Annotated in this window: 30 protein-coding genes, 1 pseudogene and 1 riboswitch; of the genes and pseudogenes, 4 read left to right on the top strand and 27 right to left on the bottom strand. The window is 70.7% G+C overall.

The window, feature by feature from the left end:
• Positions 1-18: 18 nt before the first annotated feature.
• From ACP56T_RS07745 to ACP56T_RS07710, 8 genes are all read right to left on the bottom strand, one after another.
• Positions 19-825: a quinoprotein dehydrogenase-associated SoxYZ-like carrier gene (locus ACP56T_RS07745; protein WP_430911563.1), complete on the bottom strand. Its 807-nt coding sequence runs from the start codon at positions 823-825 to the stop codon at positions 19-21.
• Complete coding sequence (locus tag ACP56T_RS07740) at positions 822-1,400, bottom strand: rhodanese-like domain-containing protein (protein WP_430911562.1); 579 nt, start codon at positions 1,398-1,400, stop codon at positions 822-824. The genes ACP56T_RS07745 and ACP56T_RS07740 overlap by 4 nt, the downstream gene beginning before the upstream one ends.
• Entirely contained in the window at positions 1,397-1,954 is a 558-nt protein-coding gene (locus tag ACP56T_RS07735; RefSeq protein ID WP_430911561.1) for a cytochrome b, read from the bottom strand. Before ACP56T_RS07735 ends, ACP56T_RS07740 begins: the two co-directional genes overlap by 4 nt.
• Positions 1,951-2,172 (bottom strand): hypothetical protein, encoded by a 222-nt coding sequence (locus ACP56T_RS07730; RefSeq protein WP_430911560.1) that lies wholly within the window; start codon positions 2,170-2,172, stop codon positions 1,951-1,953. The genes ACP56T_RS07735 and ACP56T_RS07730 overlap by 4 nt, the downstream gene beginning before the upstream one ends.
• Positions 2,173-2,300: 128 nt before the next feature.
• Entirely contained in the window at positions 2,301-2,723 is a 423-nt protein-coding gene (gene pedF, locus ACP56T_RS07725; protein ID WP_430911559.1) for a cytochrome c-550 PedF, read from the bottom strand.
• Positions 2,724-2,765: 42 nt separating this feature from the next.
• Positions 2,766-3,173 carry a hypothetical protein gene (locus tag ACP56T_RS07720; RefSeq protein ID WP_430911558.1) on the bottom strand — a complete coding sequence of 136 codons (408 nt, stop codon included), beginning with the start codon at positions 3,171-3,173 and terminating at the stop codon, positions 2,766-2,768.
• Positions 3,174-3,181: 8 nt separating this feature from the next.
• Entirely contained in the window at positions 3,182-3,856 is a 675-nt protein-coding gene (locus ACP56T_RS07715) for a pentapeptide repeat-containing protein (RefSeq protein WP_430911557.1), read from the bottom strand.
• Positions 3,857-3,940: 84 nt separating this feature from the next.
• Positions 3,941-5,854: a PQQ-dependent methanol/ethanol family dehydrogenase gene (locus ACP56T_RS07710; RefSeq protein ID WP_430911556.1), complete on the bottom strand. Its 1,914-nt coding sequence runs from the start codon at positions 5,852-5,854 to the stop codon at positions 3,941-3,943.
• A gap of 321 nt (positions 5,855-6,175) precedes the next feature.
• Here ACP56T_RS07710 and ACP56T_RS07705 point away from each other — a divergent pair, with 321 nt between their 5' ends.
• On the top strand, positions 6,176-6,829 hold the full coding sequence (locus ACP56T_RS07705) for a response regulator (protein ID WP_430911555.1): 654 nt from the start codon (positions 6,176-6,178) through the stop codon (positions 6,827-6,829).
• Positions 6,830-6,847: 18 nt separating this feature from the next.
• Here the strand turns inward: ACP56T_RS07705 and ACP56T_RS07700 are convergent, their stop codons facing one another.
• The 3 genes from ACP56T_RS07700 to ACP56T_RS07690 all read right to left on the bottom strand — a co-directional run bounded on the left by ACP56T_RS07700 (position 6,848) and on the right by ACP56T_RS07690 (position 8,824).
• Positions 6,848-7,885, bottom strand: a complete 1,038-nt coding sequence (locus ACP56T_RS07700; protein ID WP_430911554.1) for a DUF4424 domain-containing protein — start codon at positions 7,883-7,885, stop codon at positions 6,848-6,850.
• A gap of 65 nt (positions 7,886-7,950) precedes the next feature.
• Positions 7,951-8,397, bottom strand: a complete 447-nt coding sequence (locus ACP56T_RS07695) for a hypothetical protein (RefSeq protein WP_430911553.1) — start codon at positions 8,395-8,397, stop codon at positions 7,951-7,953.
• 145 nt (positions 8,398-8,542) lie between these two features.
• Positions 8,543-8,824, bottom strand: coding sequence for a helix-turn-helix domain-containing protein (locus ACP56T_RS07690; RefSeq protein WP_430911720.1), 282 nt, complete (start codon positions 8,822-8,824; stop codon positions 8,543-8,545).
• A gap of 164 nt (positions 8,825-8,988) precedes the next feature.
• Between ACP56T_RS07690 and ACP56T_RS07685 the strand changes: the two genes are divergently transcribed.
• Positions 8,989-10,323, top strand: coding sequence for a protoglobin domain-containing protein (locus tag ACP56T_RS07685; protein WP_430911552.1), 1,335 nt, complete (start codon positions 8,989-8,991; stop codon positions 10,321-10,323).
• Between the two features lie 230 nt (positions 10,324-10,553).
• Here the strand turns inward: ACP56T_RS07685 and ACP56T_RS07680 are convergent, their stop codons facing one another.
• From ACP56T_RS07680 to ACP56T_RS07655, 6 genes are all read right to left on the bottom strand, one after another.
• Positions 10,554-10,892 carry a carboxymuconolactone decarboxylase family protein gene (locus tag ACP56T_RS07680; RefSeq protein WP_430911551.1) on the bottom strand — a complete coding sequence of 113 codons (339 nt, stop codon included), beginning with the start codon at positions 10,890-10,892 and terminating at the stop codon, positions 10,554-10,556.
• A 328-nt stretch (positions 10,893-11,220) separates the two neighbouring features.
• On the bottom strand, positions 11,221-12,183 hold the full coding sequence (locus tag ACP56T_RS07675) for a DUF6925 family protein (RefSeq protein WP_430911550.1): 963 nt from the start codon (positions 12,181-12,183) through the stop codon (positions 11,221-11,223).
• Positions 12,161-12,979 (bottom strand): ABC transporter ATP-binding protein, encoded by an 819-nt coding sequence (locus ACP56T_RS07670; RefSeq protein ID WP_430911549.1) that lies wholly within the window; start codon positions 12,977-12,979, stop codon positions 12,161-12,163. Before ACP56T_RS07670 ends, ACP56T_RS07675 begins: the two co-directional genes overlap by 23 nt.
• Complete coding sequence (locus tag ACP56T_RS07665) at positions 12,976-14,025, bottom strand: FecCD family ABC transporter permease (RefSeq protein ID WP_430911548.1); 1,050 nt, start codon at positions 14,023-14,025, stop codon at positions 12,976-12,978. The genes ACP56T_RS07670 and ACP56T_RS07665 overlap by 4 nt, the downstream gene beginning before the upstream one ends.
• Positions 14,022-14,855, bottom strand: coding sequence for an ABC transporter substrate-binding protein (locus tag ACP56T_RS07660; protein WP_430911547.1), 834 nt, complete (start codon positions 14,853-14,855; stop codon positions 14,022-14,024). Before ACP56T_RS07660 ends, ACP56T_RS07665 begins: the two co-directional genes overlap by 4 nt.
• Positions 14,856-14,862: 7 nt before the next feature.
• Positions 14,863-16,854 (bottom strand): TonB-dependent receptor plug domain-containing protein, encoded by a 1,992-nt coding sequence (locus tag ACP56T_RS07655; RefSeq protein ID WP_430911546.1) that lies wholly within the window; start codon positions 16,852-16,854, stop codon positions 14,863-14,865.
• A gap of 123 nt (positions 16,855-16,977) precedes the next feature.
• Positions 16,978-17,179, bottom strand: a riboswitch (cobalamin riboswitch).
• Between the two features lie 489 nt (positions 17,180-17,668).
• On the opposite strand from ACP56T_RS07655, the gene ACP56T_RS07650 reads away from it, so the two are divergent.
• Positions 17,669-18,409 (top strand): Crp/Fnr family transcriptional regulator, encoded by a 741-nt coding sequence (locus ACP56T_RS07650; RefSeq protein ID WP_430911545.1) that lies wholly within the window; start codon positions 17,669-17,671, stop codon positions 18,407-18,409.
• Positions 18,410-18,415: 6 nt separating this feature from the next.
• Here ACP56T_RS07650 and ACP56T_RS07645 read toward each other — a convergent pair whose 3' ends face one another.
• From ACP56T_RS07645 to ACP56T_RS07610, 8 genes are all read right to left on the bottom strand, one after another.
• Positions 18,416-18,745: a c-type cytochrome gene (locus ACP56T_RS07645; RefSeq protein ID WP_430911544.1), complete on the bottom strand. Its 330-nt coding sequence runs from the start codon at positions 18,743-18,745 to the stop codon at positions 18,416-18,418.
• Positions 18,745-19,557, bottom strand: coding sequence for a universal stress protein (locus tag ACP56T_RS07640; RefSeq protein ID WP_430911543.1), 813 nt, complete (start codon positions 19,555-19,557; stop codon positions 18,745-18,747). The genes ACP56T_RS07645 and ACP56T_RS07640 overlap by 1 nt, the downstream gene beginning before the upstream one ends.
• A gap of 100 nt (positions 19,558-19,657) precedes the next feature.
• Positions 19,658-19,879 (bottom strand): hypothetical protein, encoded by a 222-nt coding sequence (locus tag ACP56T_RS07635; protein ID WP_430911542.1) that lies wholly within the window; start codon positions 19,877-19,879, stop codon positions 19,658-19,660.
• A gap of 18 nt (positions 19,880-19,897) precedes the next feature.
• Positions 19,898-20,143, bottom strand: coding sequence for a YdcH family protein (locus ACP56T_RS07630; protein WP_430911541.1), 246 nt, complete (start codon positions 20,141-20,143; stop codon positions 19,898-19,900).
• Between the two features lie 210 nt (positions 20,144-20,353).
• Entirely contained in the window at positions 20,354-21,040 is a 687-nt protein-coding gene (locus tag ACP56T_RS07625; protein ID WP_430911540.1) for an OmpW/AlkL family protein, read from the bottom strand.
• Between the two features lie 156 nt (positions 21,041-21,196).
• Positions 21,197-21,874: a helix-turn-helix domain-containing protein gene (locus ACP56T_RS07620; RefSeq protein WP_430911539.1), complete on the bottom strand. Its 678-nt coding sequence runs from the start codon at positions 21,872-21,874 to the stop codon at positions 21,197-21,199.
• Positions 21,875-21,972: 98 nt separating this feature from the next.
• Entirely contained in the window at positions 21,973-22,350 is a 378-nt protein-coding gene (locus ACP56T_RS07615; protein WP_430911538.1) for a response regulator transcription factor, read from the bottom strand.
• A gap of 93 nt (positions 22,351-22,443) precedes the next feature.
• Positions 22,444-22,872, bottom strand: coding sequence for a CBS domain-containing protein (locus tag ACP56T_RS07610; RefSeq protein WP_430911537.1), 429 nt, complete (start codon positions 22,870-22,872; stop codon positions 22,444-22,446).
• A 151-nt stretch (positions 22,873-23,023) separates the two neighbouring features.
• On the opposite strand from ACP56T_RS07610, the pseudogene pqqC reads away from it, so the two are divergent.
• Positions 23,024-23,803 (top strand): annotated as a pseudogene (gene pqqC, locus ACP56T_RS07605) (pyrroloquinoline-quinone synthase PqqC); the annotation flags it as partial.
• Between the two features lie 19 nt (positions 23,804-23,822).
• Here the strand turns inward: pqqC and fixJ are convergent.
• Both fixJ and ACP56T_RS07595 read right to left on the bottom strand, forming a co-directional pair.
• On the bottom strand, positions 23,823-24,431 hold the full coding sequence (gene fixJ / locus ACP56T_RS07600) for a response regulator FixJ (RefSeq protein WP_430911536.1): 609 nt from the start codon (positions 24,429-24,431) through the stop codon (positions 23,823-23,825).
• Entirely contained in the window at positions 24,421-25,965 is a 1,545-nt protein-coding gene (locus ACP56T_RS07595) for a PAS domain S-box protein (protein WP_430911535.1), read from the bottom strand. Before ACP56T_RS07595 ends, fixJ begins: the two co-directional genes overlap by 11 nt.
• Between the last annotated feature and the right edge of the window lie 84 nt (positions 25,966-26,049).

The following is a 26,049-nucleotide window of genomic DNA, read 5'->3' as shown; positions in this document are numbered from 1 at the left end:
CCTCCGTTCCCGTCCTCGTCACAGCCGGCCCTCCCGCGTGGTGGCGGCCTCGCGGCCGGGAATCGGGACGGAGGCCGAGAACAGGCCGCCGTTGTTGTCGCGCGCGACGACCTTGAGCACGCCGCCCTCCTTCGGCCGGTCGGGAAGCAGCGTCAGGGTCGGATCGGCGGCGATGGCCTCGCTCAGATGCAGCCGCGCCAGCAGGGCGCCCGCCGCATCGCTCACATCGACGGTCTCGATGATGAACATCGGGATATTGGCGATCATGCCGTTGTCCATGGGGTGGAACAGGCGCAGCCGCAGGCGCAGGCCCTCCTCCGCCTCCCGCCAGACCCGCGCCCGCGTCTCCCCGAGCCGGCTCCAGTCGATCTTCTTCTCGACCACCGGCGGCACCGAGCAGCCGCCGCCCTGAGCGTCGAGATAGCGTCCGCCGACATGCCAGAGATCGCCCTGGCGCACCGCCGCCCGGATCGGCGTCGCCTGCTCGATCTTCATGCGGAAGGCGACGAAGGGCTCCGCCGCCTTCGGCTCCAGGCGCAGGGTCAGTGGGAAGGGATGGATGTCGGCGATCACCGCGATCTCGTCGGCGCGGCCGATGGCGCGGGCGTCGACCAGCACCGGCACCCGGCTCTGGTTCTCGGTGACGGGGGGCAGGACCACCTGCACGCGGTCGTCGAAGATCACGTCGCGCCCGTCGAGATGGCGCTTGGCGAGCCCGTCCCAGAGGGGCGAGTCGAGCGGATCGCGCCGGGACGTGGAGGGCGCGGCCGCCTTCGCGGCGGCGGTGGCGATCGGGGATGCCGATCGCGGGGACGGGACCATCATCGCGTTGTCGCCTCAGGCTTGTCGAGGGCGGGGACCGGCGGCGGATCGGCGTTTTCGAGCGGGCGGTCCGCCTCCCGCCAGCCGTCCGTGCCGTCGGCGAACCAGTAGACGCGGCCGTAGCCGAGCGCGGCCGCCCGCTTCACGGCGTTCCACGACATCCAGCAATCGGCCATGCAGAAGAACACCAGCGGGCGCCCCTTGTCGCCATGGGTGAGCCGCGCGAGCCAGCCGGCGAAATAGGCGGCGAGCCGCGCATCGAGGGTTCCGCGCCCGACCTCGGGTAGCCAGACCGCGCCGGGAATGGTCTCGCGCCGGTCCACGAGCCGCCAGAGGCCGGTCTCGGGATCGTAGCCGCCGCGCTGGGGCATCACGTCGACGAGGGCGGCCCCCTCCCCCTTGAGACGGTCCACCTCCGGCAGGCCGACGCGGCGTCCGCCCTCCACCGGCAGCGTCACCGGGGCGCGGTAGTTCCGCACGCGGTATCCGCTCGCCGGGTCGAGATCGGGGGACGCGTGCGCGCCGGGGGCGGCGAGCAGGAGGCCGGTGGCGACCGCCATGGCGCGAAGAGCGATCATCGGCCGCCTCCCGAAGGCAGCATCCGCCGCAGGGTGTCGTCGCGGTCGACGAGGTGATGCTTCAGCGCCGCCGCCGCGTGCAGGCCGATGGCGGCGGCGAGGGCCAGGGCGAGCCAGTCGTGGATGCCGGCGCAGACCGCGTAGAGGGTCTCCTGCTTCTCGGCGAAGAGCTTGGGGATCACCGGCCAGCCGAACATGCTCACCGGGCGCGCATAGGCCAGGGAGCGCCCGATGCCGGTAAGCGGCATCGCCAGGGTGGCGGCGATCAGGAAGACGTGGAGCGCGCGGGCGGCGGCGCGCTCGAAGGGCCTGTGGCCGCCGGCCGGCGGAAATCCCTCGCGCAGGCGCCAGAGCAGCCGGGCGAGCGCGGTCGCGAAGACCAGCATGCCGAACGACTTGTGGAGCTGGACTGACCCCGTCTTGCCCGCGCCCCCCGGCAGGGTCTGGAGCCAGAAGCCGTAGCCGAGCATCCCGACGACGCCGAGGGCCACCGCCCAGTGCAGGAGGCGCGTCGCGTGGCTCAGGCGCGCAAGGCCGGGCGCGCCCACGGTCACGGCCTCATCAGGTGGAGATGGGGGAATTCCCGCTTCACGGTGAGCATGCGGCAGTCGCGCTCGTCCTCGGTGTCGGGGCAGAGGATCTCGACCCCGTCCGGGTAGTGCGTGACGTTCTCGCAGGTCGCCAGGAAGCGGTGCGTGTAGCGGTCGACCGGGTCGGAGATCGTCGCGATGTCGAGCCCGGACACGCCGCATTGGGTCTTGAGCATCAGCATGCGCCTGATCTGATATTCCTTGATCTCGGCCGCGGCCGCTCCCGCCCAGGTGAGCGCGAGCAGAAGAAGCCCTGCCGATGCAGGTCGCGAACACCGCATCCGCCGCGCTCCCCGATGCCGCCGCGTCCTCAATCCTTCGGCTGGTTCTCGACATAGGTGCGGATCGCCCAGATCGCCTCCTGGCTCAGGATTCCCTCGAAGGGAGGCATGCGGAAGCGGTCGTCCTTCTTGGCGCCGTGCAGCACGCGGGTGATGAACCAGCCGTCGCCGGACTCGCCGGCCTCGACCTCGCGCAGGTCGGGCGCCATCCCGCCGGACTTGGCGTCGAGGCCGTGGCAGCGGGCGCAGTTCTGGTTGTAGCCGTTGGCGCCGATGCGGATGGCGACCTTGTTGCCCTCGTAGGGATTGGAGGTGCGGATGTCGTCGCCGAGGGGATCGAGGCCGGTGGTGTCGACGGGCTGCGGCGCGGCGTCGCCATGCGCGCGCACGAGGCTCGGCAACCCGACGAGAACGGCGAGCCCGCAGGCGAGGGCCAGGGTGGTCTTGGTCATGGAGAGGGCCTTGTCTGGGTGGCGGGATAGGCTGCGGAAGGCTCAGGCGGGATCGAGCCAGATCCGCCAGGACTCGGAGCCGCTGACCTGGAGGGAGTAGGTGCCGGGCTTGTCGATGAGGTAGGTGGCGCTGCCGCCGCCTCCGATGTGCAGGTTCTGGACGATGCCGCCGCGCTCGTCCTTGAGGTACATGACGAAGATCGGCCCATCGCTCTCGTAGCGGAGCACCGTGGGGGCGGTGATCGCGAAGGGGTCGGTCTGCGCGGTCAGGCGCCCCTGGAAGCGCGGTGGCGACAGGACGCCGGAGAGCTTGTCGTAGCAGCGCACCCGCTCGCGCTCGTCCTCGACCGCCCGGCACCCGGCGAAGGCGCGCCGAACGGTCTCGGCGCCGGCAGCGTCGCCGGAGCGCGCCGGCGAGGCGAGGGACAGGACCGCGAGCGCCGCCGCCATCCCGAGCCTCACCGGTCCGCCTGGGGATCGGCGGCCGCCTTGGGCGCCGGGGTCTCCGGGTAGGCCTCCCAGACCGGCGTGCCGGTCTGCCAGTGGACGGGACAGCCCTTGCAGTCCTGCATCCAGGCATCCTGGAAGATCGCGAAGCGGATCTTGACGCCCTCCATGAGGGCGTCCTTCAGGTTGACCTCATAGAACTTGGCTTCCTGGAGGTCGGTGTTGACGAACTTCGCGCCGACGAACTGCGCGCGCTTGGCCTGCACCATCTCGAGATCGGCGACGGTGAAGTCCGCGCCGCTGAAATCGCCGCCCGTGATGCGGGCATGGTCGAAATTGGCGCCGACGAAGGAGGCGTTCCGCGCCTTCACGCCCTGCATGAAGGCGATCTGGAGACGGGCGCCGCCGAGATTGGCCCCGTCGAGATTGGTGCCGCGCAGGTTGGCGTGCCGCAGGTCGGCGCGGGCGAGATTGGCGCCCGAGAGATCGGCGCCGCCGAGATCGGCGTTCTTGAGATCGGCGTGCCGCAGATCGGCGCCGGGGCATCGGGTCTTGGGCGCGATGGTGCAGCCGTTCACGACCCACGGATCGGGCCGCTCCTCCTGGTTGAAGACGACGGCCTGCGCGAAGGCGAGGCTCGGGACGAGGACGGCGGCGAGGACGAAGAGCGGGAGACGGGCCGACATGGGGTCAGCTCCTGAGCGAAGGGACCACGAACGACGACGGGGACGGCCCGGAGACGTCGCGTCTCCGGGCCGTCGGTCATCCGTTCACTCGGCGGAGGCCGTGTCGGTCGGCAGCTCGAACACCCAGAACGAGCCGCCCTGCGAGACGAGCTTGGTCTGGTCGGCCATGTCGCCGCCCCAGAGCGGCACGGCGCCGCCGTAGCCCGAGGCGATGCCGATATACTGCTTGCCGCCCTCTTCCCAGGTCATCGGCACCGAGACCACGCCGGAGCCGGTCTGGAACTTCCAGAGTTCCTTGCCGTTCTTGGCGTCGAACGCCTTCACGAAGCCGTCCGAGGTGCCCTGGAAGACGAGGCCGCCCTTGGTCGTCATGCTGCCGCCCCAGAGCGGCATGTGCTCGAGGTGCTCCCAGACGATCTTGCCGGTCTTCGGGTCCATCGCCCGCAGCGCGCCGACATGGGTGTCGAACTTGCGGTGGATGCGGAAGCCCTGGCCGAGATAGGCGGAGCCCGCCTTGTAGGTGACGTTCTCGGTCCAGTAATCCTCCTTCCAGTCGTTCGAGGGGATGTAGAACAGCCCCGTCTGCTGGGAGTAGGACATCGGCGACCAGTTCTTGCCGCCGAGGAAGTTCGGCGTCACCTCGACGGACTTGCCCTTCGTCTCGCCCGCCGCGGGGGCCGGCGGACGGCGGCTCGCCTCGCCCTCCGGCTCGATCGGACGGCCGGTCTTCAGGTCGAAGCCCTTGGCCCAGTTGATGTCCTTCACGAACGGGTAGGCGGCCACCAGCGAGGTCTGCTTGCTGATCTTGCCGTCGCGGGCGGTGAGCTTGTCGGTGTCGGTCAGGAAGAAGAAGCCGTTGCGGTCGGCATGGGCGCCGAGACGCATCTTCTTGCCGTCCTTCTCCATGTCGAAAAGGATGATCTCGTTGTTGCCCGAGAAGTCCCAGGCGTCGTTGGGGGTGTGCTGGTAGAAGCCCACCGGCTCGCCGTTCGAGGGGTCGATATAGACCTGGCCCGAGGTGTACAGGCTGTCGTAGTTCTGCCAGTCGCCCTTCGGGCCGGTGCGGTAGTGGTAGTTCCACGGAGCCGGGTTGCCGGTGCCGATGACGAAGGTGTTGGTCTGCTCGTCGTAGACGCCGGTCTGCCAGGGGGCGCCGCCGCCGTGGTTCCACGACTCGGCCTTCTTGCCGTCGGCGCCGTCGGGCCAGGAGGGGGCCTTGGCATCGCCGGTCGGGGTCGAGTCCTTGCCGTTCAGGCGGCCCATGTGACCCTCGACGAGGGGCCGCATCCAGATCTCCTCGCCGGTGTCGGGATCGCGGGCGTAGAGCTTGCCCAGCGCGCCGAACTCGTCGCCCGAGTTGCCGTGGATGAGCATGACCCTGCCGGTCTTCTTGTCCTTGATGATGTTCGGCGCGCCCGAATAGGCGTAGCCGGCGCCGTGATCGTCGAACTTCTTGTTCCAGATCACCTTTCCGGTCTTGGCGTCGAGCGCCACCATCGAGGCGTCGAGGGTACCGAAGAAGATCTTGTCGCCGTACATCGCGGCGCCGCGGCTGACCACGTCGCAGCAGGGACGGATGTCGTCGGGAAGGCGGGCGGAATAGGACCAGATCTTCTTGCCCGTCTTGGTGTCGAGGGCGAAGATGCGCGAATAGGACGCCGTGATGTAGACGATGCCGTCACGCACGAGCGCCTGGCCTTCCTGGCCGCGCTGCTTCTCGTCACCGAAGGAAAACGACCATTTCGGCTTGAGGAGACCGACGTTGTTGGTATTGATCTTCTCGAGCGTCGAGTAGCGCTGCGCCTTGACGCCCATGCCGTACATCAGCACGTCGTCGTTGGTGTTCTGGTCGTTGAGGATGTCCTCCCAGGTTACGCCCCCCTTCCCGGCCTTCTCGGCCTGGGACGGCGCCGCGAGCAGCAGGCTCGACACGATCAGTGTCGAAGCCGTGGCGAGCAACCGCTTGCGGGGCGAGGGCCCCGCCCAAATCTTGGCCATGCGTCTCTCCCTCGACATCTCCGGCATCCGCCGGACCGTCTCGTTTTTGTTGACGAACCCGATCCTTCGCGATCGAACTCGGAGCATGTATGAGGGGAAAGACAGGCAATCGCATCCTAACTTTTGTACATATGCCTTATTAGAAATCTATTATTGAAAAATTCCATGGACCTTGCCGAAAAACAATGTCGGATGCATTGCAAATATCATAATAGATTTATTTGAAGTCCGCCGCTTGACCGATCGTCGCGTGGCCGGAACTATTTGTCATCGGCCGGCGATATCTTGTGCGGGCGGCCCGATGGGTTCGAGACGAGTCCGATGCATTTCATCCTGGTCGACGATCATCCGCTGTTTCGCGAGGCATTGCGCAGCATTATCCGCCTCGCCCGCCCGCAGACGCGGATCGACGAGGCGGAGTCGATCGAGGCGGCGAAGCTCGTCCTCGCCGACAAGCCGAAGATCGACCTCATCATGCTCGACCTCTCGATGAAGGGCGTGATCGGCTTCGACGGCCTGATCGCGATGCGGGCGGCGTTCCCGCGCATCCCGATCCTGGTGGTCTCCGGCCATGACGAGCCGCGCATCGTGCGCGAGGCGCTGCATCTCGGCGCGGCGGGCTTCGTGCCGAAATCGGCGGACAAGGCGACCTATATCCGGGCGCTGGACTGCATCGCCGGCGGCTCCGTGTTCACGCCGGACCATGTGGATGCCGGCTATCTCGGCGCCGACCGGGGGGACGCGGAGGCCGCCTCGGCCTCGGCGCGGATCGCCAAGCTGACGCCTGCGCAGCTCAACGTGCTGGGCATGCTCAAGCGCGGCAAGATCAACAAGCAGATCGCCTACGAGCTCGGCATCGGCGATTCGATGGTGAAGGCGCATGTCTCCGAGATCATGCGCAAGCTCGGCGTGAAGAACCGCACCCAGGTCGCGATCTGCGCCTCCTCGCTGGACTACGACCGCGCCGGGTTCTGACGACCCTGCGAAGGCCGCCTATTGCGGGAGGCCGACGATCAGGATGTCGAGATCGCGCGAGGGGACGAAATCGGTCTTGCGGACTTCGAAGGTCGTCGGCCCCGTCTTGACCACGTTTGTCTCGCAGAAGCTCACCAGCGCGCCCGGATCGCCCTTGTCGACGGTCAGGCGGAAATCGCCGATCGGCGCGGCCCAGTTGGCGCCGGTCTTCAGCACGTAGGAGATCCGGCTCTCGGGAGGGGGCACGTTGCCGTTCTTCCGCGTCATCGCCGCGACGCCGGCGAGGAACGCCTGATCGGTGCAGAAGCGCGTGCGATAATCCTTCGTCTCGGCGGCCGTCGCGGACCCGATCGCGGTCTGGACCGATCCTCCGACGCTCGGCACGTATGCGTGCTCGATCGCGATCTCCCGCCGGGCCGGGAAGGTCTGCCGCCAGTGATAGGTGGTGCGCACGCTCCATTCGGCCGCGATATGGTGCTCCATGCCCTTGCCGCGATCGTAATCGTCGGCGCGGACGATGCCGTCCTTCAGCAACTGTTCCCGGACCGGCTTCGGCAGCGCGTCGAGCGCCTTCTGGGTCGTCTCCGAGGAGGGCAGCAGCGGGATCGCATGCGCCCTCAGGCGGGCGGTGACGTCCGCGCCGCCGAGCAGGGCCTTCTGCTCGATCTCCGCCTTGACCTCGTGCCCGTCGACCAGCGTGCGGAACCGCAGGACGTTGTCGGACTCGGTGTCCGGGATGGCGATGTTGGCGTCCTCGCGCGCCGCGATCTCCGGCATCGGAAAGGCCACGGTGACGGTCTCGTCGGCCTCTGCGCGGTTGAAGAACCGATAGCGGACGCCGATCCGCTTCGCCGAGATCGACAGATCCTCCGAGCGCATCTCGATGTCGCGGCTGGTCTGGAGGACGAGGCCGCCCGTGGTCAGCGCGGCGGTCGAATCGTTCGCGCCGGCCGGGGTCGCGGCCAGCGCGGCGGCGAGCGCGACACCGCCCACGCGCGACCGGAGCCCGGCATGCCGGGAGAGCCGCACGGGCCCGCGCAGACGACCTTCCGACATCCCCCCTCCCCCCGTGATCGTGTTGGATGTCCGGCTCCCTCCCGCCCTCGGACGGGAGACGGACCTCAGGGCGCCGGGCGCCGGCAGGCGGCCTCGAACAGATCGTCCACATGGATGATCGTGTTGGGATCGGCCTCCGACACCCACGGGCCCCCGTCCGCCGGACGGCGATACGAGCCCGAGCCGCCCTTGTCGTTGGTCACGAGGATCGTGGCGGCGCCGCATTTCACGGTGATCCTGTGCACGCCCGTGGACACATGCTCCGACACGCACACGTCCCATTTCTTCGAGCCGGGCGTCAGGCCCTTGTAGTCGCCGCAGAACGACGCCGCGTTCGCCTTCGTCCGCTGCGCCACCAGATCGACCGTCTCCGGGTCGGGCCGCTGCACGGACAGGACCGTCAGGCCGACGCCGTTGGAGGTGAGCGTGATGGCGTCGCCGGCCTCCAGCGCCGACGCGGAGGCCCCCGGAACGACGAGGGCGAGAAGGGCGAGGAGGGAGGCGGCGCGCATGCTCCGTCAGTGTAGCGGCAACGGTCGCGGCGAGGAAGGCGCCGCGCGGTCGAATACTGTATCCGGCTGCCGGGAAACGGCACGGGCGGCGTCGGTCCGCGCCTCGCGCGTCCTCGACGAACCGTGGACGTGTCCCGATCCGTTTTCAGGTGTGGGCGGGCGGCGATCTCTTCTCCGAAGGAGCCTGCTTCAACCGAACCCCTCGGCCGCCCGCATGGCTCTTGGCGCTGTCGGAGATCATCTCGACGCCCATCTCGTCGAAAACCACCAGGATCTTCACCAGATTGTCGATCATGCCGCGAACGACGCCGTCGCTTTGCTCCATGCGCTGGATGGTGGGCAGGGAGACGCCGGACGATTCCGCCAGCCGCCGCTGATCGATTCCGAGAAGGGCGCGCGCCGCCCGCATCTGGCCTGACGTGATCAAGAACGGCTCTTTCGTTCGAGGGACAGCGCGGATTAAACCGCAAATTTGCTGAAAATACGCCGACGCTGATTGCTGGGCAATCACATGTTGACTTTCGATTAACGATTTTGGTCGACCGTCGACGCACGGCCGACGAGACATCGGCGTTCTCAGCGAGATCTCCCATGCGCAGCAACGACGCGCTCAACGAGCGGATGACATTCCTGAAGATCGACGAGCCGACGATCCGAACGTTGCGGTCGCTATGGCCGCAGATCGAGGCCGCGCTCCCCGAGATCCTGGGGCGGTTCTACGATCACCTTCGGAGCGTTCCGGCGCTATCGGCTCTCGTCGGTGCACAGCAGCCGAGGCTGGTTCGGGCCCAGACGCAGCATTGGGAGCGGCTCTTCAGCGGCCGCTTCGACGACGACTACGCCGAAAGCACCCGGCGCATCGGCTTGGTTCACCATCGCATCGGCCTCGAACCCCGCTGGTATATCGGCGGCTACGCTTTCGTTCTCGAGGCTCTGACCGCTCACCTCGCGACGAAGCATCGCTTCAGCGGAATCAAGCTCGCCTCCGCGATCAGCGCCGTGAACAAGGCCGCTCTTCTCGATATGGACCACGCGATCTCCGTCTATCAGGAGGCGCTCGTGATCGAAAGGCAGGCGCGCGGCCAGGTCCTTTCGGACGCGGTCGCGAGCTTTTCGAGCGCGGTGGAAAGCTCGCTGAAGGTCTGCGCCGAGGCCGGCGAGGAGCTGTCGGCCAGCTCGACCGTCCTGAACGGCGCCATGGAGCAGGCGGGTGGTCTCGCGACGCAGGTCGCGACGGCCGCCGAGCGTACGGCGAGCAACATGCAGGCGGGCGCCGCCGCGACCGAGGAGCTCGCGGCCTCCGTGCGTGAGATCGGCAGCCAGGCCGCGCGGTCCGCCTCCGTCGCGAGGAACGCCGTCGACGCCGCTCATCGCACCACGGCCACCGTCGCCGGCCTCGCCGAGATGGCCCGCGAGATCGGGCAGGTCGTCGAGCTCATCAACACGATCGCGTCCCAGACCAACCTTCTGGCGCTCAACGCCACCATCGAGGCGGCGCGGGCTGGCGACGCCGGTCGCGGCTTCGCCGTCGTCGCCACGGAGGTGAAGCAGCTCGCCAGCCAGACGGCCAGCGCGACGGAGGAGATCCGCACCCGCATCGGCGCCGTCCAGACCGCCACCAGCCAGAGCGAGGCCGACATCGCCGGCATCGCCCAGGTCATCGCGGAGGTCAGCGACATCGCGACGGCCATCGCCGCCGCCGTCGAGGAGCAGACCGCCGCGACCAAGGAGATCGCGGACAACGTGCAGCAGACGGCCGCCGCCTCGCGCGGCGTGGTCGACGACATCGCCGCGTTGGGCCGGTCGACCGACTCCTCGGTCCAGGCGACGAGCGGCGTGATGATCGCGCGCCAGACCCTCGATGCGCAGTTGCAGCGGCTTCGGGACGACATCGCCACCTTCCTGCAAGCCGCGCAGGCCGCCTGAGGGCGCGGTCGGCGGAAAACGGTCCTCCGAGGCGCGCCCAGTGACGGCGCGCCTCGGTCCGTACCTGCCTCGCGGGGGGCAGAACCCCGCGAGTCCCCGGCCGATGCCGTCCATCCACGCGAGATGCGAGGACGGGCTGTCGACCGACAGGGCGAGGAGATCGCGGCCGATCACCCGAGACATTCGCGCCAAGTGCGAGGGGCCGCCACGGACGTCCCTCGCGACGCGCATCAGCCAGCGTTCTGTGTGAAGGCGTCGAAGGCGCGGGCCGAGTAGACGAGGGCCGCGCCCGTGTTCAGCGCGATGGCCACGCCCAGCGCCTCGACCATCTCTTCCTTCGTCGCCCCGGCCTTGCGCGCCGCCTCGGTGTGAAAGGCGATGCAGCCATCGCAGCGTGTGGTCACGGCCACGGCCAGGGCGATCAGCTCGCGGGTCTTGGCATCGAGCTGCGGCTCCTTCGGCGTGGCCGAGGCGATGAGATCGTGAGCCTTCATGAGATCGGGGCTGATCCGCGCGATCTGCCCCAGGGTGGCGGTCAGCTCGGTCTTGTAGCCGGTCCAGTCCTGCATCGCGTGTTCCTCTCTCTGTCGCCCTTGCCGGGCTGGGCGTGCGTTCGTCGTGCGTGACGTACTACCTACTAGTTGGTAGAAAAATCGATCGCGGTTGGCAACCTGTCGCGAGAAAGCCGGGCGACCGGAGCGGTGGTCCTTCTTCCCTGGCCGCGACCTCCACGCCTGGGAGATCAACCCTCTCCGCGCCGAGGCTGCTGCCGTCGATCCAGGCCGACATCCGCGCGGGCCGCTTCCCGCCGGCGCAGGCAGACGGGGTGCGCGAACCGCCCCTCCCCGTGACGCCGAAGGGCGCCCCCGAAGCCACCCTCGAGACCGCCGCGCCGGCTCAGGCGTGGAGATCGGCCTCCTCGCCGTCGTCCTCGCCCGTGTCCGGCGCGATGCTCTCGCCGCGCAGAGACCGCGCCTGCGCGTCGGCGATGCGGCGCGCGGCGAGGGCGTGGCGGCTCGGCACGGTGCCGCCGGCCGGCTCGCCGCCGCGCTTGAGCGCCAAAAGCTCGGGATCGCCCCAGCGTTCGAGCAGGATCTGGAACGCCTCGTAGCGGGCGGCGTCGAAGGTGATGCGCTCGCCCATCATGTCCTTGTAGGGATGGGCCGGATGGATGCCGGCGCAGGGCACCCAGCCTTCGGGAACGGGCGTCGTGGCCGCATGCGTCCGGCCGCTCCGCAGAAGCTTCGGCAGGACATGGGTGTGCGGCCCCTCCGGGCTGGTGCCGCCGGGCGCCGGAATCGGCGCGTAGACCTCGACGCGGCCGATCCGGGCGAGGAAGACCCGGTGCGGGCTCATGGCGACGAGGCGCGGCCCGATCGGGTTGGCATGGTCGAAGAGCGGCAGCCCGACGCCGGAGCGCAGGCAGGCGATGGCATCGGGATCGCTCGCGCGCACGCAGGCATCCACCGCCAGCAGGTCGAGGCCGAGATCGAACAGGATGCCGGCGCGATCCTCCGGGCGGGCCGCCTCGCCGTCCGGGCCGAGTTCCGTCACCACCCTGCGCCGGCTCATGGCGCAGGCGGATTCCGGCAGGCAGAGCGCGATGGTCTGGTTCCAGCCCGAGGCGACGGCGGTCTCGTAGGCGACCGGACGTAGCTCGGGGGAAGGCGTCAGCGCGATGGCGCCGCGCGCCGTCGCCATGCCGAGACGGTCGTCCGGGAGGGCCAGGACCCCCTCGCCGGGATCGCGCATGAACTCGGCGATGGCGCCGAAGCTGCCGAGGCTCCAGGCCGTTCCGGGATCGGCGAGGGATGTCCGCAGAAGCTCCGCGACCGCGTCAGGACCGGTGGCTGCCCGCATCGTTCGTCTCCTCGGTGGCGTGCCCCGTGCGTCCCCAGGGCAGGATGTAGCGGGTTCCGTCGCCGGCCTGCCCGCGCTGGGCCGTGACACCGAAGACGGTCCCGAGCACGGTATCGGTCAAGGCGCGCTCGGGCCGGTCGTCGGCGATCACGCGGCCCCCGTTCAGCACGACGATCCGGTCGCAGAAGCGGGCCGCGAGCCCGAGATCGTGCAGGACGGCGACGACGCCGGCGCCGTCGCGCGCGACGGACCGCAGCAGCGTCATCGCGTCGATCTGATGGGCCGGGTCGAGGGCTGTGATCGGCTCGTCGGCGACGAGCCACTCCGCCTCGACGGCGAGCGCCCGCGCGAGCAGGACCCGCATGCGCTCCCCCGAGGACAGGGCCGGCACGAGCCGGTCCGCGAGATGGCCGACCTCCGTGCGGGCCATCGCCCGCTCCACGGCCGCCTCGTCGGCGCCGGACAGCCCGGCGAAGGCGCTGCGATGCGGCAGGCGCCCGAGCGCCACCACCTCGCGCACCGTCATCGGCCAGCCGACGCCCGCGCCCTGGAAGAAGCCGGCGATGCGGCGCGCCCGCTCGTCGCGGCCGATTCCGGCGAGCGGGCGGCCGTCGAGGAGCGCCTGCCCCTGGGTGGGGGCGAGCAGCGCCGCGAGGATCCGCAGCAGGCTGGTCTTGCCGGCGCCGTTGGGGCCGAGGAGGCCGACGAGAGCGCCCCGCTCCAGGGCGAGGCTCACCCCCGAGAGGACGGGCCGGGCGCCGAGCCGGAGCCCGGCATCGTGCAGCGCCAGGCTCATGCGCGCCGCCCTCCGCCGCGCAGCAGCAGCAGGATCAGGAAGGGCGCGCCGACGAGCGCCGTCACCACCCCGAGCTTCAGCTCGGGCCGCGTCGCCAGGAGCCTGACGGCGATGTCGGCGGCGAGCACCAGCGCGGCGCCGGCGAGCCCGCTCGGCAGGAGGACCGCGCCGGGCCGCGCCCCGACCAGCGGCCGCATCAGATGCGGGACCACGAGACCGACGAAGCCGATGGCGCCGCTGACAGCCACGCCGCTGCCGACCGCGAGGGCCGCCCCGGTGACGATGCGCAGCCGCGCCGAGACGAGATCGAACCCGAGGCTCTCGGCGGTGTCCTCGCCGAGGGCCAGCGCGTCGAGGGCCGGGGCCGTCGAGAGCATCATGAGCCAGCCGGCGGCCATGAGCGGCAGGCAGAGCCAGACATGGTCCATGCCGCGATCGGCGAGCGAGCCCATCAGCCAGAACACGATCTCCAGGGCCGCGTAGGGGTTCGGCGACAGGTTGAGGGCGAGGGCGGTGAGCGCTCCGGCGAGGCTCGACAGGCCGACCCCGGCGAGGATCAGCCCGAGGGTGCCGCTCCCGCGCGCGGCGAGCATGTTGAGGAGGAAGGCGGCGCCTGCCGCCCCCGCGATCCCGCCGAGCGGCAGCGCCAGGGTCAGCGAGACGGCGAACCCGCCATAGAAGACGATCACGGCGCCGAGGGCGGCGGCCGAGGAGATGCCCAGGATGCCCGGATCGGCGAGCGGGTTGCGGAGATACCCCTGCATCACCGCGCCGGTCAGGCCGAGACTGAACCCGACGAGCGCGCCGAGCAGCGCGCGCGGGATGCGCAGCTCCCACAGCACCAGCGCCGGCAGCGTCGCCCTCCCTGCGAGGAGATCGGCGAAGGCCGCCGGCAGGTCGAAGGGGGCGTAGCCCACGGCGACGGAGGCGAGCGTCAGGCCGACGACCAGCACCGCGAGACCGCCGACGATCGCCGGAGCGCCCGCCGCGCCGCCGGGACGGCGCTGCCTTGCGCGAGCGCGAGGGGGAGGCATGGGCGCGTTCATGGCACGGCCAAGCGGGCGCGGGCCGCCTCGGCGAGGCGCGCCGCGACCTCGGCCACCTGCGGGCCGGGGCAGGTCCAGAGCCGGTTCGGGATGGAGAGCGTGCGGCCCTGCCGGCGGAGCGCGTCGAGGACGGGATGGCGCAGCAGCGTGTCGGCCAGCGACGGCGTGCCCGGCTCGTCCTCGTCGAGGGCGATGAGGTCGGCATCCGAGAAGGCCGCCGCCTCGAGGGGAACCTGCCCGAGCCGGTCCTGTCCCAGCTCGGCGGCGACGTTGCTCAGGCCGGCGGCGCGGATCAGCGCGTCGCCGAGCCCGCCGGGCGCCACCGTGAAGGCGCTCGGGCGCAGCACCAGGACCCGCAGGGGCCGGGCCGGCCGGACGATGCGGGCGAGCCGCGCGTCGAGATCGGCGACGAGCGCCTCGCCGCGATCCGCGTGGCCGAGCGCCCCGGCCACCGTGCGGATCTGCGTGCGCACCCCGTCGAGATCGGCCGGCACGCCGAGCTCGAGCACGGGAAAGCCGACGCGCTTGAGCATGCCGACCGTCATCCGCGTGGTGAAGGCCCCCGCGACGACGAGATCGGGGCGCAGCGCCACGATCTCCTCCGACAGGCCGCGCGTGACGGGCAGGCCGGCGGCTTGCGCCGCCACGGTGGAGCCGCGCGGGTCGCGGGCGAGATGGGTCACGGCCATGACCTGCTCGCGGTCGGCGAGCCGCAGGATCAGCTCGTCCGCGCACAGGTTCAGGGAGACGACGCGCGCGGGCGCCCCGGCGGTGGCCGTGCAGGGGAAGGTCAGCGCGGCCAGGGCCGCGAGCGCGCGTCGCAGTCTCATCGCGCCCTCAGAACGAGGTCAGCCGGACGCCGCCATAGACGGCGAGCCCCGGCCCGAGGAAGCCGGTCGGGTTCTCGTAGCGGCGGTCGAACAGGTTATCGACCCGCCCGAACAGGCTCACGGTCCGGGTCACGTCGTAGTTCACCGCGAGGTTCACCAGGGTGAAGCCGGGGTTCTTGAGCCGCGCCACCGAGAAGTCGCGGTTGCCGTCGACGAAGTGGCCGAGCACGATCACCGTGCCGCTGAAGGTCAGGCCCGGCAGCGGGGTCCAGAGCGCCGTGGCGCTGCCCTTGTGGCGGGGACGGCGCAGCAGCTCCTGGTTGGTGATCTCGTTCTTCGTCACCGTGTTGGTATAGTCGACCCGGCCCGACAGGGTGTCGGTGAGCTTCACCGAGACGAAGGCCTCGGCGCCGTAGGATTCGGCCCGGCCGATGTTCTCGTTGGAGGTGAAGGTCGCGTTGGTGGCGATCAGGTTCCTGAAGTCGTTGCGGTAGTAGGTCGCGCCGACGAGGATTCGATCCCCCAGCGGCTGCTCGATGCCGGCATCGTAGCCGAGGCTCTCCTCCGGCTTCAGGTTCGGGTTGGCGAAGAAGTTGAAGGCCGGGAAGCTCTGGTAGAGCTGGCTCAGCGTCGGTGCCTTGAAGCCGGTGCCGACGCTGCCCTTGATGCGCGTGTCGGTGAAGGGAAGGATGTAGCTCGGCGCCACGCGGAAGGTGGTGGCCGGGCCGAACGCGTCGTTCTCGTCGTGGCGGATATTGGCGACGAGCGCCGCCCGCTCGAAGGGCGTGAGCTGTGCCTCCGCGTATCCCGCGGTGTTGCCGTTCTTCGCCTTGAGGTTGCCGCTGCCGAACGGGTTCGGATCGGCGGTGGACAGGCTCTCGTCGTCCCGCTGCGCGCCGAACAGCACGAGGTTGCCGGGGGAGAGCTGGTAGTCGCCGCGATACTCGTAGCGGGTGCGCTCGCCGAGCCCGGTGGTCGGCAGCGGGTTGAAGGGGTCGTAGGCGTTCGAGACCTGGCGGTTGAACAGGTTCGAGTAGTTGACCGCGAAGAGGTTGTGGAAGCCGGCGAACGGCGTCCACTCGGCCTCGTTGCGGGAGAAGACCTGCTGCACGTCGGCTTGGCCCCGCAGGCCGCCGATCGTGACGGGGAAGGTGTTGTAGTCGTCGGTCGAGATCAGTAGCTTCGAGTTGACGAAGCGCGTGATGGAGTTGACGCGGAAGCTGTCGGTGAACTGGTAGCCGAACCGCGCCGAGACGGTTTCGTTGTCGTAATAGTTCGGGTGGATCGCCGTGCCGGGCGCGAGCAGATAGCCGGGCGTCACCGGGGTCGCGGCGGCCCGCAGGTGCTGCACCGACACCGAATAATCGAACCCGTCCTGCGCGCCGCTGATCCGGCCGCTCTGGTTGAAGGTGCCGAACGAGCCGCCCTCGACCCGCAGGCTCGCCTTGGCTGGCCCTTCGCCGCGCTTCGTCGTGAAGGAGACCACGCCGCCGATGGCGTCCGAGCCGTAGAGCCCGCTCTGGGGCCCGCGCAGCACCTCGATGCGCGACAGATCCTCGGTCAGGAGCTGGCCGAAATCGAAGGAGCCGTTGGGATTCGAGGGATCGGTGGCGTCGATGCCGTCGATCAGCACCTTCACATGGTTCGAGTTCGCGCCTCGAATGAACACCGAGGTCTGGCCGCCGGGCCCGCCGGTCTGCACGACGTTGAGGCCGGGCACCTGCTGGAGCGCATCGGGAGCGGTGCGGCGCTGCTGGGCCTCCAGGGTCTCGGCGGTGAGCACGGTGACGCTCGATCCGGTGAGCGCGATCGGGGTCGGCACGCCTGTGGCGCTCACGGAAAGCTCGGAGAGCGAGACCGCCGCCGCGGTCCCGAGGGGCGTCGCCGCGAAGGGGGCCGCGCTCTGCTGCGCGAGAGCGGGACACGAGAGCAGCAGGCAGGTGCCCGCGCAGGACAGCGCCAGCGCTCGCGGGAGCGCGGATCGAGAGGGAGAAATCACGGACAACGAGCCTCGGGCAACGGCAGTGGCACGTCACCGCGAACGAGGCCGGACCACACGGGATGCACGACGGCAGCCGGGCGCTTCGACACCCGCCAGGACACCCCGCCCGACGCGTTTCGCGTGTGACCACGACTGACGGCAGGTCTCCTGGCTCGCGGGTCGCTGCCCTCTCACCGTCTTCCCGGACGAGGCTCGTCCAGTGACACGGGTGGCGGAGGGCTCGCCGCTTACAGTTGCGGGGGCAGCCGCGGCATCGGAGCAAAACCCCTCACCGCGTTCCCTTTTGATCCTCTCGCGAGGAACCGTCGCCCTCACGGTAGGAGGCGGCCGCCCCCCGAGTCAACGCGGCCGCCGCGATCCGGCGCGGATGTGCCCGAGCGGTCACATCCGGCGGGCGGTCCCGACGATCACCCTGCGCGACAGGCCGCGATCCGGTGATGGAGCCCGTTCTCGGAGAGCGACCGCACGAGGTCGGCCATGTCGGCGTCGACGGCGGCCGCGCTCTCGATCTGAGGGGTCATGGCCTCCTCCAGGGGCCCCGGCGGGACCGTTGCCTCCACCCTGCCGCCGCTCGCCAGCTCCGTTCAGCTGTCGTCGGCGGCCGTTCGAGGCGGGACACCGTTTCGTAGCCCGTCCCGGCCTTCGACCTCGGGCTGGTGGCGCGCGCGCTCGGCTCGGTGCCGTCCCGTGCCCCCCGGTCATCACCTTGCGGTGGATCAATGCGCCGCGCCCGGCCCGGTCCATCCTCGGCGCCGGACGGGAGCCGGCCGGATGGCGGGCTGTGCCGTCCGCTTCCCCGGAGGAGGCTTCCATGCCGGTCGACACGGGCGCGGGCGAGAGGCTTGCCCACGCGTGCCATCACAAGCGTCAGGCGGAGAGCTGCGGCGAGTGCGGCGCGCGGCTGGCCGGAATCTGTTCCGTGCTGACGCCGGCCGAACTCGGCGATCTGGAGGCGCTGAGCCAGCACCTCACCCTCGACAAGGGCCAGACCCTGTTCGGGCAGGACGAGCCGGCCTGTTCGGTCTTCAACGTCATCGAGGGGACGCTGCGCCTCGTCCGCCTGCTCCCGGACGGCCGGCGTCAGGTCATGGGCTTCGCGCTGCCGGGGGACTTCCTGGGCCTCGTCCCGCAGGTGCGCCACCCGGTCTCCGCCGAGGCGCTCGGCCCGGTGCGGACCTGCCGCTTCGGCCGCCAGGACTTCGCCGCCCTGGTCGAGTCGAAGCCCCATCTGCTCAGGAGCCTGTACGAGCGGGCCGGCTACGAGCTGGCGCTCGCGCAGGACCAGATGCTTCTCCTCGGGCGCCGCACGGCCGAGGAGAAGGTGGCGGCGTTCCTGCTGTCGCTGCGGGCCCGCTTCGCGCGTGCCGGGCACAGCTCCGTCACGGTCGAGCTGCCGATGGGCCGGCAGGACATGGCCGACCATCTCGGGCTGACCATGGAGACGGTGAGCCGGATGCTGTCCCGGCTCGACCGCGCCGATACCCTGCTGCTCGTGCCGGGGGGCGTGCGCCTACTCGACCTCGACCGGCTGGAAGCCCTCGCCGCCGGCTGAGGGCCCTCAGCTCTCCAGCGATTTCAGGTAGGCGATGATCGCCTCCGCCTCGTCCGGGTCGAACCTGAACTCTGGCATCGAGGGATGGCCCGTGCGGATGCCCTCGGTCAGCGCCTCCTCGAGATTCTCGACGGGATAGCGCTCGTGGAGGGTGCGGAAGGGAGGAGCCTGCCGCAGCGGGCTCGTCCCGGTCCTGCCGACGGCGTGGCAGCGGGCGCATTGCGCGCGCGTCAGCGTCCGGCCGCGCTCGACCTTCCTGTCCCAGGCGGCGGCCGGCGCGACATGGAGGAGAGGCAGGAGCGCCAGCGCTCCCGCCATGACCGTGAGGCGGCGCATCAATGGCTCATCAGGCAGCAGAAGGGGGACACTTGCAGGATGTCGCGCGTCACCCCGCCGAACAGCCATTCGTGCAGCCGGGAGCGGCCGTAGCCGCCCATCACCACGAGGTCCGCGTCCTGGCGGTTGGCGAAGCGCAGGATCTCCTCGGCGATCGCCCCCGCGGCGGCGTCGAGGAAGTGGGTGGTGACATGCGCGCCGTGGCGGGCCAGCAGCTCGGAGACCTCCTCGGCCCCCTCGAAGCGGGCGTCGGCGCCGGCGCTCACCACGAAGACCTGATCGGCGCGCGCGACGAACGGCAGGGCGGCGGTGACGGCGCGGCGCGACTCGGGCGCGTCCTTCCAGGCGACGACGATGCGCGCGGCCTTGAGCCGCTCCAGACCCGGCGGGGCCACCAGCACCGGCCGGCCGACCTCCATCAGCACCGTGCCGGGATCGGCGGCCATCTCCCTCGCCCCGCCCTCCGCCGGGTTGCGCCCGACGACGACGAGATCGGCGCCGCGCGCCTGCTGGACCAGGAAGGCTTCCGCCCCGGCCTCGGCCTGCCGCCAACCGGTCCGGGCGGCCGGGGCGACGTTGTGGTCGAAGATCTCCTTCGCCTGGTCGAGCTCGGCCGCGAGCTTGGCCCGCTCCTCGTCGTAGGCGGCCTGGGCCGCCTCGATGTTGTCGGCGGGGCCCGGTCCCGGAATCCGGCGGGCGGCGATGCCCGTGAGGGCCGCCTCGAACCGGTCGGCGAGATCGGCGGCGAGACGGACGCGGTGCGCGGCCGCCCGTCCCGAATCGACGGATACCATGATGCTGGCGATGGACATGGCGCGGCTCCTGTATCGATGAGGTCGAGGATGCCGGGACAGCTTCCCCGAACGGCGCGGCCCCGGCCTTGATCCAGCGCAATCGGAAGCCACGCGCGGCTCAGGCGAAGCAGCCCACCTGCAAGTCCTCGATCAGGTCCAGCAGGGCGTCCGGATGGTCGGGGTCCGTGCCGCCGGGCTCGTCGCCGCTCTCGGCGAGGGCGGCCTCCCACGCCCCGCCGCCCGGCCGGTGGCCGTCCGCGCGGTCGAGCGGAAGATCGAACCAGAGCGTTCCCCAGAGCGCGAGCCACGCGTCCGCCGGGGCGGGATGAGGATGTGGCATGGCCTGCGATCCCTTCGTTCAGACGGCCTGCGCCTCGAGCGCGCGGGAGACCTCGTCCTTGAGGTGCAGGCGCTCGCGGCGCAGCGTACGCTCGGTGGACTCCGAGACCGGCTCGATGCGCTCCTCCATGCGGTGAAGGGCGCGATTGACCGTATGGTAGCGCTCGACCAGGGCGGCGAAGCGCTGATCCGCCAGCTTGAGCGCCTGGATGCGCTCGGCCTGCGCCGGGAACTCCTCGGCGAGCTCGTGGGGGACGTGGGACATCGGGGCTCCTCTCCCTCGTGGCCGGGCCGCCGATCCGGCGGACCGCTCGCGCGGCCCGTCTCGATCCGGCGCCCGCGTGAGGGAGTGTCCGCCTTCGCGGGGAGCGCCTCCTTGATCCAGCGCAAGGAGGGCGAGACGGGGCCGTGTCCGCAAACGCGTCGGCCCGCGCGGGTGCCTGCGCGGGCCGTTCTCGGGATGCTGCCGGGATTCTCAGAACTTGTAGGTGATGCCGGCGCCCGCGATCCACGGATCGATGTCGACGCGGCCCCGGATCACGCCGGCGTTCAGCTTCACCTTGGTGTCGAGGAAGAGCTTCTTCACGTCGACGTTGAGGCCCCAGTGATCGTCGAGCATGTAGTCGAAGCCGGCCTGGAGGGCGGGCGCGACGCTGCTCGAGAGGCGGAAGCCGTTGAAGCCGCCGCGCTCCTTCTCGCCGAAGAAGACCGAGTAGTTCACGCCCGCGCCGACATACGGCTTGAAGCGGCCGAACCCGTCGAAATGGTATTGCAGGGTGAGCGTGGGCGGCAGGATCCAGGTCGTGCCGATGCGGGTGCCGGCCAGCGTCCCGGAGCCCTGGATGCCGTGCCGCGTCACGCCGAGGATCAGCTCGGCGGCGATGTTCTTGGTCAGGAAGTAGGAGATGTCGAGCTCGGGGATCGCCGAATCGGTGATGGCCACCCCCGCTCCCGTGAGCGGCCTGCCGGCGGCCGAGAGGCGCGCGCCCGGATCGGGCAGGACGCCGAGGGCGCGCACGCGCACCAGCCAGGGCGACCAGGTGGGCAGCGTCAGGTCCGGCGCCGGGGGCGCGGCCGGGGACGGGAGATCGGCCGAAAGGGCCGCTTGCGTGCCGAGGCCGAGCGCTGCTGCGGTGGCGATGGCGATGAGCTTTCTGGACATGGGTGCCGTTCGATCCGGAGTTTCGTGGAGGGAGGCCGCGGGAGCCGACCCGATCCATCAAGGCCCTCGACTTCCGGGCGTCCTTGATCGGGATCAAATTGCCGAGCTTGCTCGGACGGGGAGATTCCGACTGGTGCGGGCCGGCAACGATCCCCCTCAGCCGGCGAGCCGGCGCAGGGCGGCGGCGTCGCGCAGGACCACCGCGCGGCGGTTCGGCGGCAGCTCGATCAGCCCCTCCCGCTCGAGCTGGGTCACGGCCCGCGAGACGCTCTCGACGGTCAATCCGAGATGATCGGCGATGTCGGTGCGCGACATCGGCAGCTCGACGGCCCCGTTCCGGGCCTCCATGCGCTCGGCCAGGGCGAGCAGGAAGGTCGCGATGCGCTCCTTGGCCGACTTGCGGCCCAGCAGCATCATGTGGTCCTGCGCCCGCTCCAGGTTGCGCATCAGCGCCGCCACGATCTCGCGTGCCAGCACGCCGTCGCCGCCGGCCAGGGCGCGCGGCTCGCGCCGGTGGATGAGGAGCCGGGTCGCCGTCACCGCCTCGGCGCTGAAGCGGTGCTCCTCGCCCCCCTCCACGCCGAAGATCTCGCCCGGCAGGTGGAAGGCGTCGATCTGGCGGCGCCCGTCGGAGAGGAGCTTGTAGGTGCGCACCGCGCCCGAGAGGACCTTGTAGAACGAGACCGTCCGGTCGCCCTCGGCGAAGATCTCCTCGTCGGCCTCGTAGGAGCGGCGCTGGCCGGTCCGGGGCTCGGCGGCGGCGGCATGAGCCCCGTTCGGGACGACCGCCGAGAAGACGGCGGCGAGGCCGGCGGTGGCGAGGGCGGTCTGCATGGGAGCCTCCAGGGGTCTGAACCTGGCTCCCTGGCTAGGCCGTGCCGGAGGCGGGGAAAATTCCGGGTCTTCCCTTAAGGGGTTCTACGGAGGGGCCGTCAGGGGGACGCGGCGAGGGCGTCGTGGATGCCGTCGAGGAGCGAGCCGTCCTCGAACGGCTTCTCGACCACGCGGCGGAAGCCCGCATGGGCCGCGCGCCGCCGCAGGTCGCCCGACGAGCGGCCGGTGATGAGGATGGCGGGGAGATCGACCTTGCGCTCGCGCAGATGCCCGACGAGCTGGACCCCGTCCATGTCGGGCATCCGGTAGTCCACGACGAGGCAGCCCGTGAGGGGCAGCGCGGCATCGCCCAGCAGATGCGCGCCGTTCTCGTAGAGGCGCACGTCGAGCCCCTCGAGCTCGAGCGCGAATTTCAGGGATTGGCGGACGGCCTCGTCGTCGTCGACGACGAGCACCGGTCCCGTGTGCTTCGTCATGGGGGCGCCCGATCGTTGCGTCGGCATCGACTAGACCCGACGCGCGGGCGCCGCCTTGATGTGCCTCAAGCGCCGCGCCCGCAAGCCCGGCCGTCAGCCCAGGGCGAGGACCGGTTCCGCCTCGCGCACGCCCTGCGCGGGAAGGCCGCCCTCGGCCGAGACGTCGCGCAGCGAGACCATTCCGACGACCGACTCTCCCCGCGTCACCGGCAGGTGGCGGAATCCGCCCTCCAGCATGATCCTCAGCGCCTCCGAGGCGGGGGTATGCGCCGGGACCGTGCGCGGCTGGCGCGTCATCACCTCCCGCACCAGGGTCAGCATCGGGTCGTGATGGCCGGCGATGACGCGGACGCTGATGTCGCGCTCGCTCAGGATGCCGGTGAGCCGCATGCCGTCGAAGACCGCGAGGGCGCCGACGCGGTGCTCGCGCATGCGGTGGCAGGCCGCCGCCACGGTGGAGGAGCCGGTCACGCTGCGCAGCGGTCGGTCGGCGAGAAGGTCCTGGACGGCGGGGGATGACATGCGAGCCTCCGAAGAGACGGGACGACCGGCTATACGGCCGCCCCGGCACGACATGCGTAGACCGTCCCGCATGAGCGGCGTTGATCTGGATCAAGGCGGTCCGTGGGCGTCGCGCGCCTTTTTCCAGCCCCGACGAAGAAGCGGACCCGCCATGAACGCCCCCCTCCCCGCCGCCGCCTTTCCCACCTCCGCCGCCCCGGATCGGCTCCTGACCCCGGATGAGCTAGAGGCGGCTTTGCGCGGGATCGGGGCGCGGCGCTACCACAACCTGCACCCGTTCCACCGGCTGCTGCACGACGGCAAGCTGAGCAAGGATCAGGTCCGGGCCTGGGCGCTGAACCGCTACTACTACCAGGCGATGATCCCGGTGAAGGACGCCGCCGTGCTGGCGCGGATGGAGGACGCGTCGCTGCGCCGTGTCTGGCGCCAGCGCATCGTGGACCATGACGGCGACGCGCCCGGCGACGGCGGCATCGAGCGCTGGCTGAAGCTCGCCGAGGGCGTCGGCTTCGAACGCGACTACGTGCTGTCCACGAAGGGCATCCTGTCGGCGACGAAGTTCTCCGTGGAGGCTTACGTGCATTTCGTGAAGGAGCGCTCGCTGCTCGAGGCGATCGCGTCCTCGCTGACGGAGATGTTCTCGCCGACGATCATCTCGGAGCGGGTGGCGGGGATGCTGAAGAACTACGACTTCATCACCAAGGAGACGCTCGCCTATTTCGACAAGCGCCTGACCCAGGCCCCGCGCGACGCGGACTTCGCCCTCGACTACGTCAAGCGGCACGCGGTGACGCCCGCGCTCCAGCGGCAGGCGATGGAGGCCCTGACCTTCAAGTGCACCGTGCTGTGGACGCAGCTCGACGCGCTCTACTTCGCCTATGTCGCCCCCGGCATGGTCCCCCCAGACGCGTGGACGCCTGGACAGGGGCTCGCCTGAGCGGCGGCGGCGTTCAGCGCCGGCCCACCGTCAGGGCCATGCGGATGAGTTCGGAGAGGCTGCCGGCCTGCATCTTGGACATGACGTTGGCCCGGTAGATCTCCACCGTCCGCGGGCTGATGCCCAGGTCGAGGCCGATCGCCTTGTTGGCCTTGCCGGCGACGAGCCCCTCGAGCACCTGCCGCTCGCGTTCGGAGAGCCCGGCGATCCGCGCGCGGGCGGCGTTCGCCTCGCCGGCCAGCGCCGCGTCCCGCCCCAGCCGGTTCAGCGCGGCGCGCACGCTCGACAGCAGGACCTCGTCGTCGAAGGGCTTCTCGATGAAGTCGACGGCGCCGGCCTTCATCGCCTCGACCGCCATCGGCACGTCGGCATGCCCCGTCATGACGATGACGGGGGGCATGTCGCCCCGCTCCTTCAGCCGGCGCAGGAGCGCGATCCCGTCGATCTCGGGCATGCGCACGTCCGTCACCACGCAGCCGACTGGGCCGTCGAGAGCGGCCAGGAAGGCGCTCGCCGATTCGTGCACGCGGACCGCCAGCCCGTCGGTGGCGAGCAGGAAGGCGAGCGATTGGCGCACCGCCATGTCGTCGTCCACCACATGCACGAGGGCGTCACTCGACATCGGCCAACTCCCGTCCGTCGAAGGTGCGCAGGGTGAAGCGGAACACTGTCCCTCCCCCGGCCCCGCGCTCGACCCAGATCTTGCCCCCATGCGCCTCGACGATGGTGCGGCAGATCGAGAGGCCGACGCCCATCCCGTGGGGCTTGGTGGTCACGAAGGGCTGGAAGAGCTGCTCGGCGATCTCGGGCGCGATGCCCGTCCCGGTGTCGCGGACGCTCACCTCCGCCGCCCTCTCCGCCGGCACCGCCCGCGTGGCGACGACGAGCTCGCGCAGCGGCATGTCCTGCATGGCCTCGATGGCGTTGCGGATCAGGTTGAGCAGCACCTGCTGCACCTGGATCCGGTCGGCAAGCACCAGGGGCGCGTCCGGGGCGAGGTCGAAGCGCACGCGCACGCCCTTCTCCTTGGCGCCGACGAGGGCCAGCGCGCTCGCCTCCTCGATGAGCTTGGGCAGGTTCTCGATGTGCCGCTCGCTCTCCCCGCGCGACACGAACTCGCGCAGGTGACGGATGACCTGTCCGGCCCGCAGCGCCTGCTCGGCGGCCTGGTTGACGGCGTCGGAGAGCAGCGGCACCTCCGGGCCCTCCATGCGGCCGAGGATGCGCCGGCAGCCCTTGAGGTAGCTCGCGATCGCGGTTAGCGGCTGGTTGATCTCGTGCGCGAGGGTCGAGGCCATCTCGCCGAGGGCGGTGAAGCGGGACATGTGCACCAGCTCGGATTGCAGCTCCTGCAAGCGCGTCTCGGTCTGGTTCCGCTCGGTCAGGTCGCGGATGAAGCCGGTGAAGTAGCGCACGCCGCCGGATCGCATCTCCCCGACCGACAGCTCCATCGGGAAGGTCGAGCCGTCCTTGCGCTGGCCGACCACGACCCGGCCGATGCCGATGATGCGCCGCTGCCCCGTCGCGAGGTAGCGGGCCATGTAGGCGTCGTGCTGGGTGCGGTAGGGCTCGGGCATCAGCAGGCTGACGTTGCGGCCCACCACCTCCTCCGGCGCGAAGCCGAACTGGCGCACGGCGGCGGCGCTGAAGGACTGGATGCGGGCCTGCTCGTCGATCACCACCATGGCGTCGGGCACGGTCTCCAGGATCGAGCGCAGATGCGCCTCGCTGGCCCGCAACGCCTCCGCGGCGGCGGCAGGCTCGGAGACCCCCCGGACGAGCTCGGCGTAGCCGACCACCTCGCCGCCGGCGCCGCGCTGCGGGACGAGCACCACGCTCGCCCGGTAGGGCGTGCCGCGCGCGTCGAGGCGCGTCTCCTCCCCCTCGTAGCGTCCGGTCCGGCGCGCCGTGGCCAGGATATGCTCGGGCTTGCCGGCCTCCCGATCCTCGGGGGTGAAGAACACCGAGACGGGCTTGCCCAGGAGGTCCGCCTCGCGCCAGCCGCCGTCCCGCTCGGGGGCCGCGTACCAGCCGGTGACGCGCCCCTCGCGATCGAGCGTGGCAAAGGCGATCTCGGGTGCGGGCCCGAACGGCGGTTCCCGAGCCTCGGCGGAGCCTGGATCAGGCGTCTCTCCGACCAGGGCGACGGGGTTCACAGGGTTCTCCGGGCGGGTTGCGCGCGCCGGACGGTAGTCCATTCCGGCCCGCGGCATCAATCGCGCGGGCGGCATGCGGCCCTT

Source organism: Methylobacterium endophyticum (assembly GCF_050591105.1).
GTDB lineage: Bacteria > Pseudomonadota > Alphaproteobacteria > Rhizobiales > Beijerinckiaceae > Methylobacterium.
Note: the sequence above shows the minus strand (reverse complement) of the source record. Positions and strands in the feature narration are given on the sequence as shown.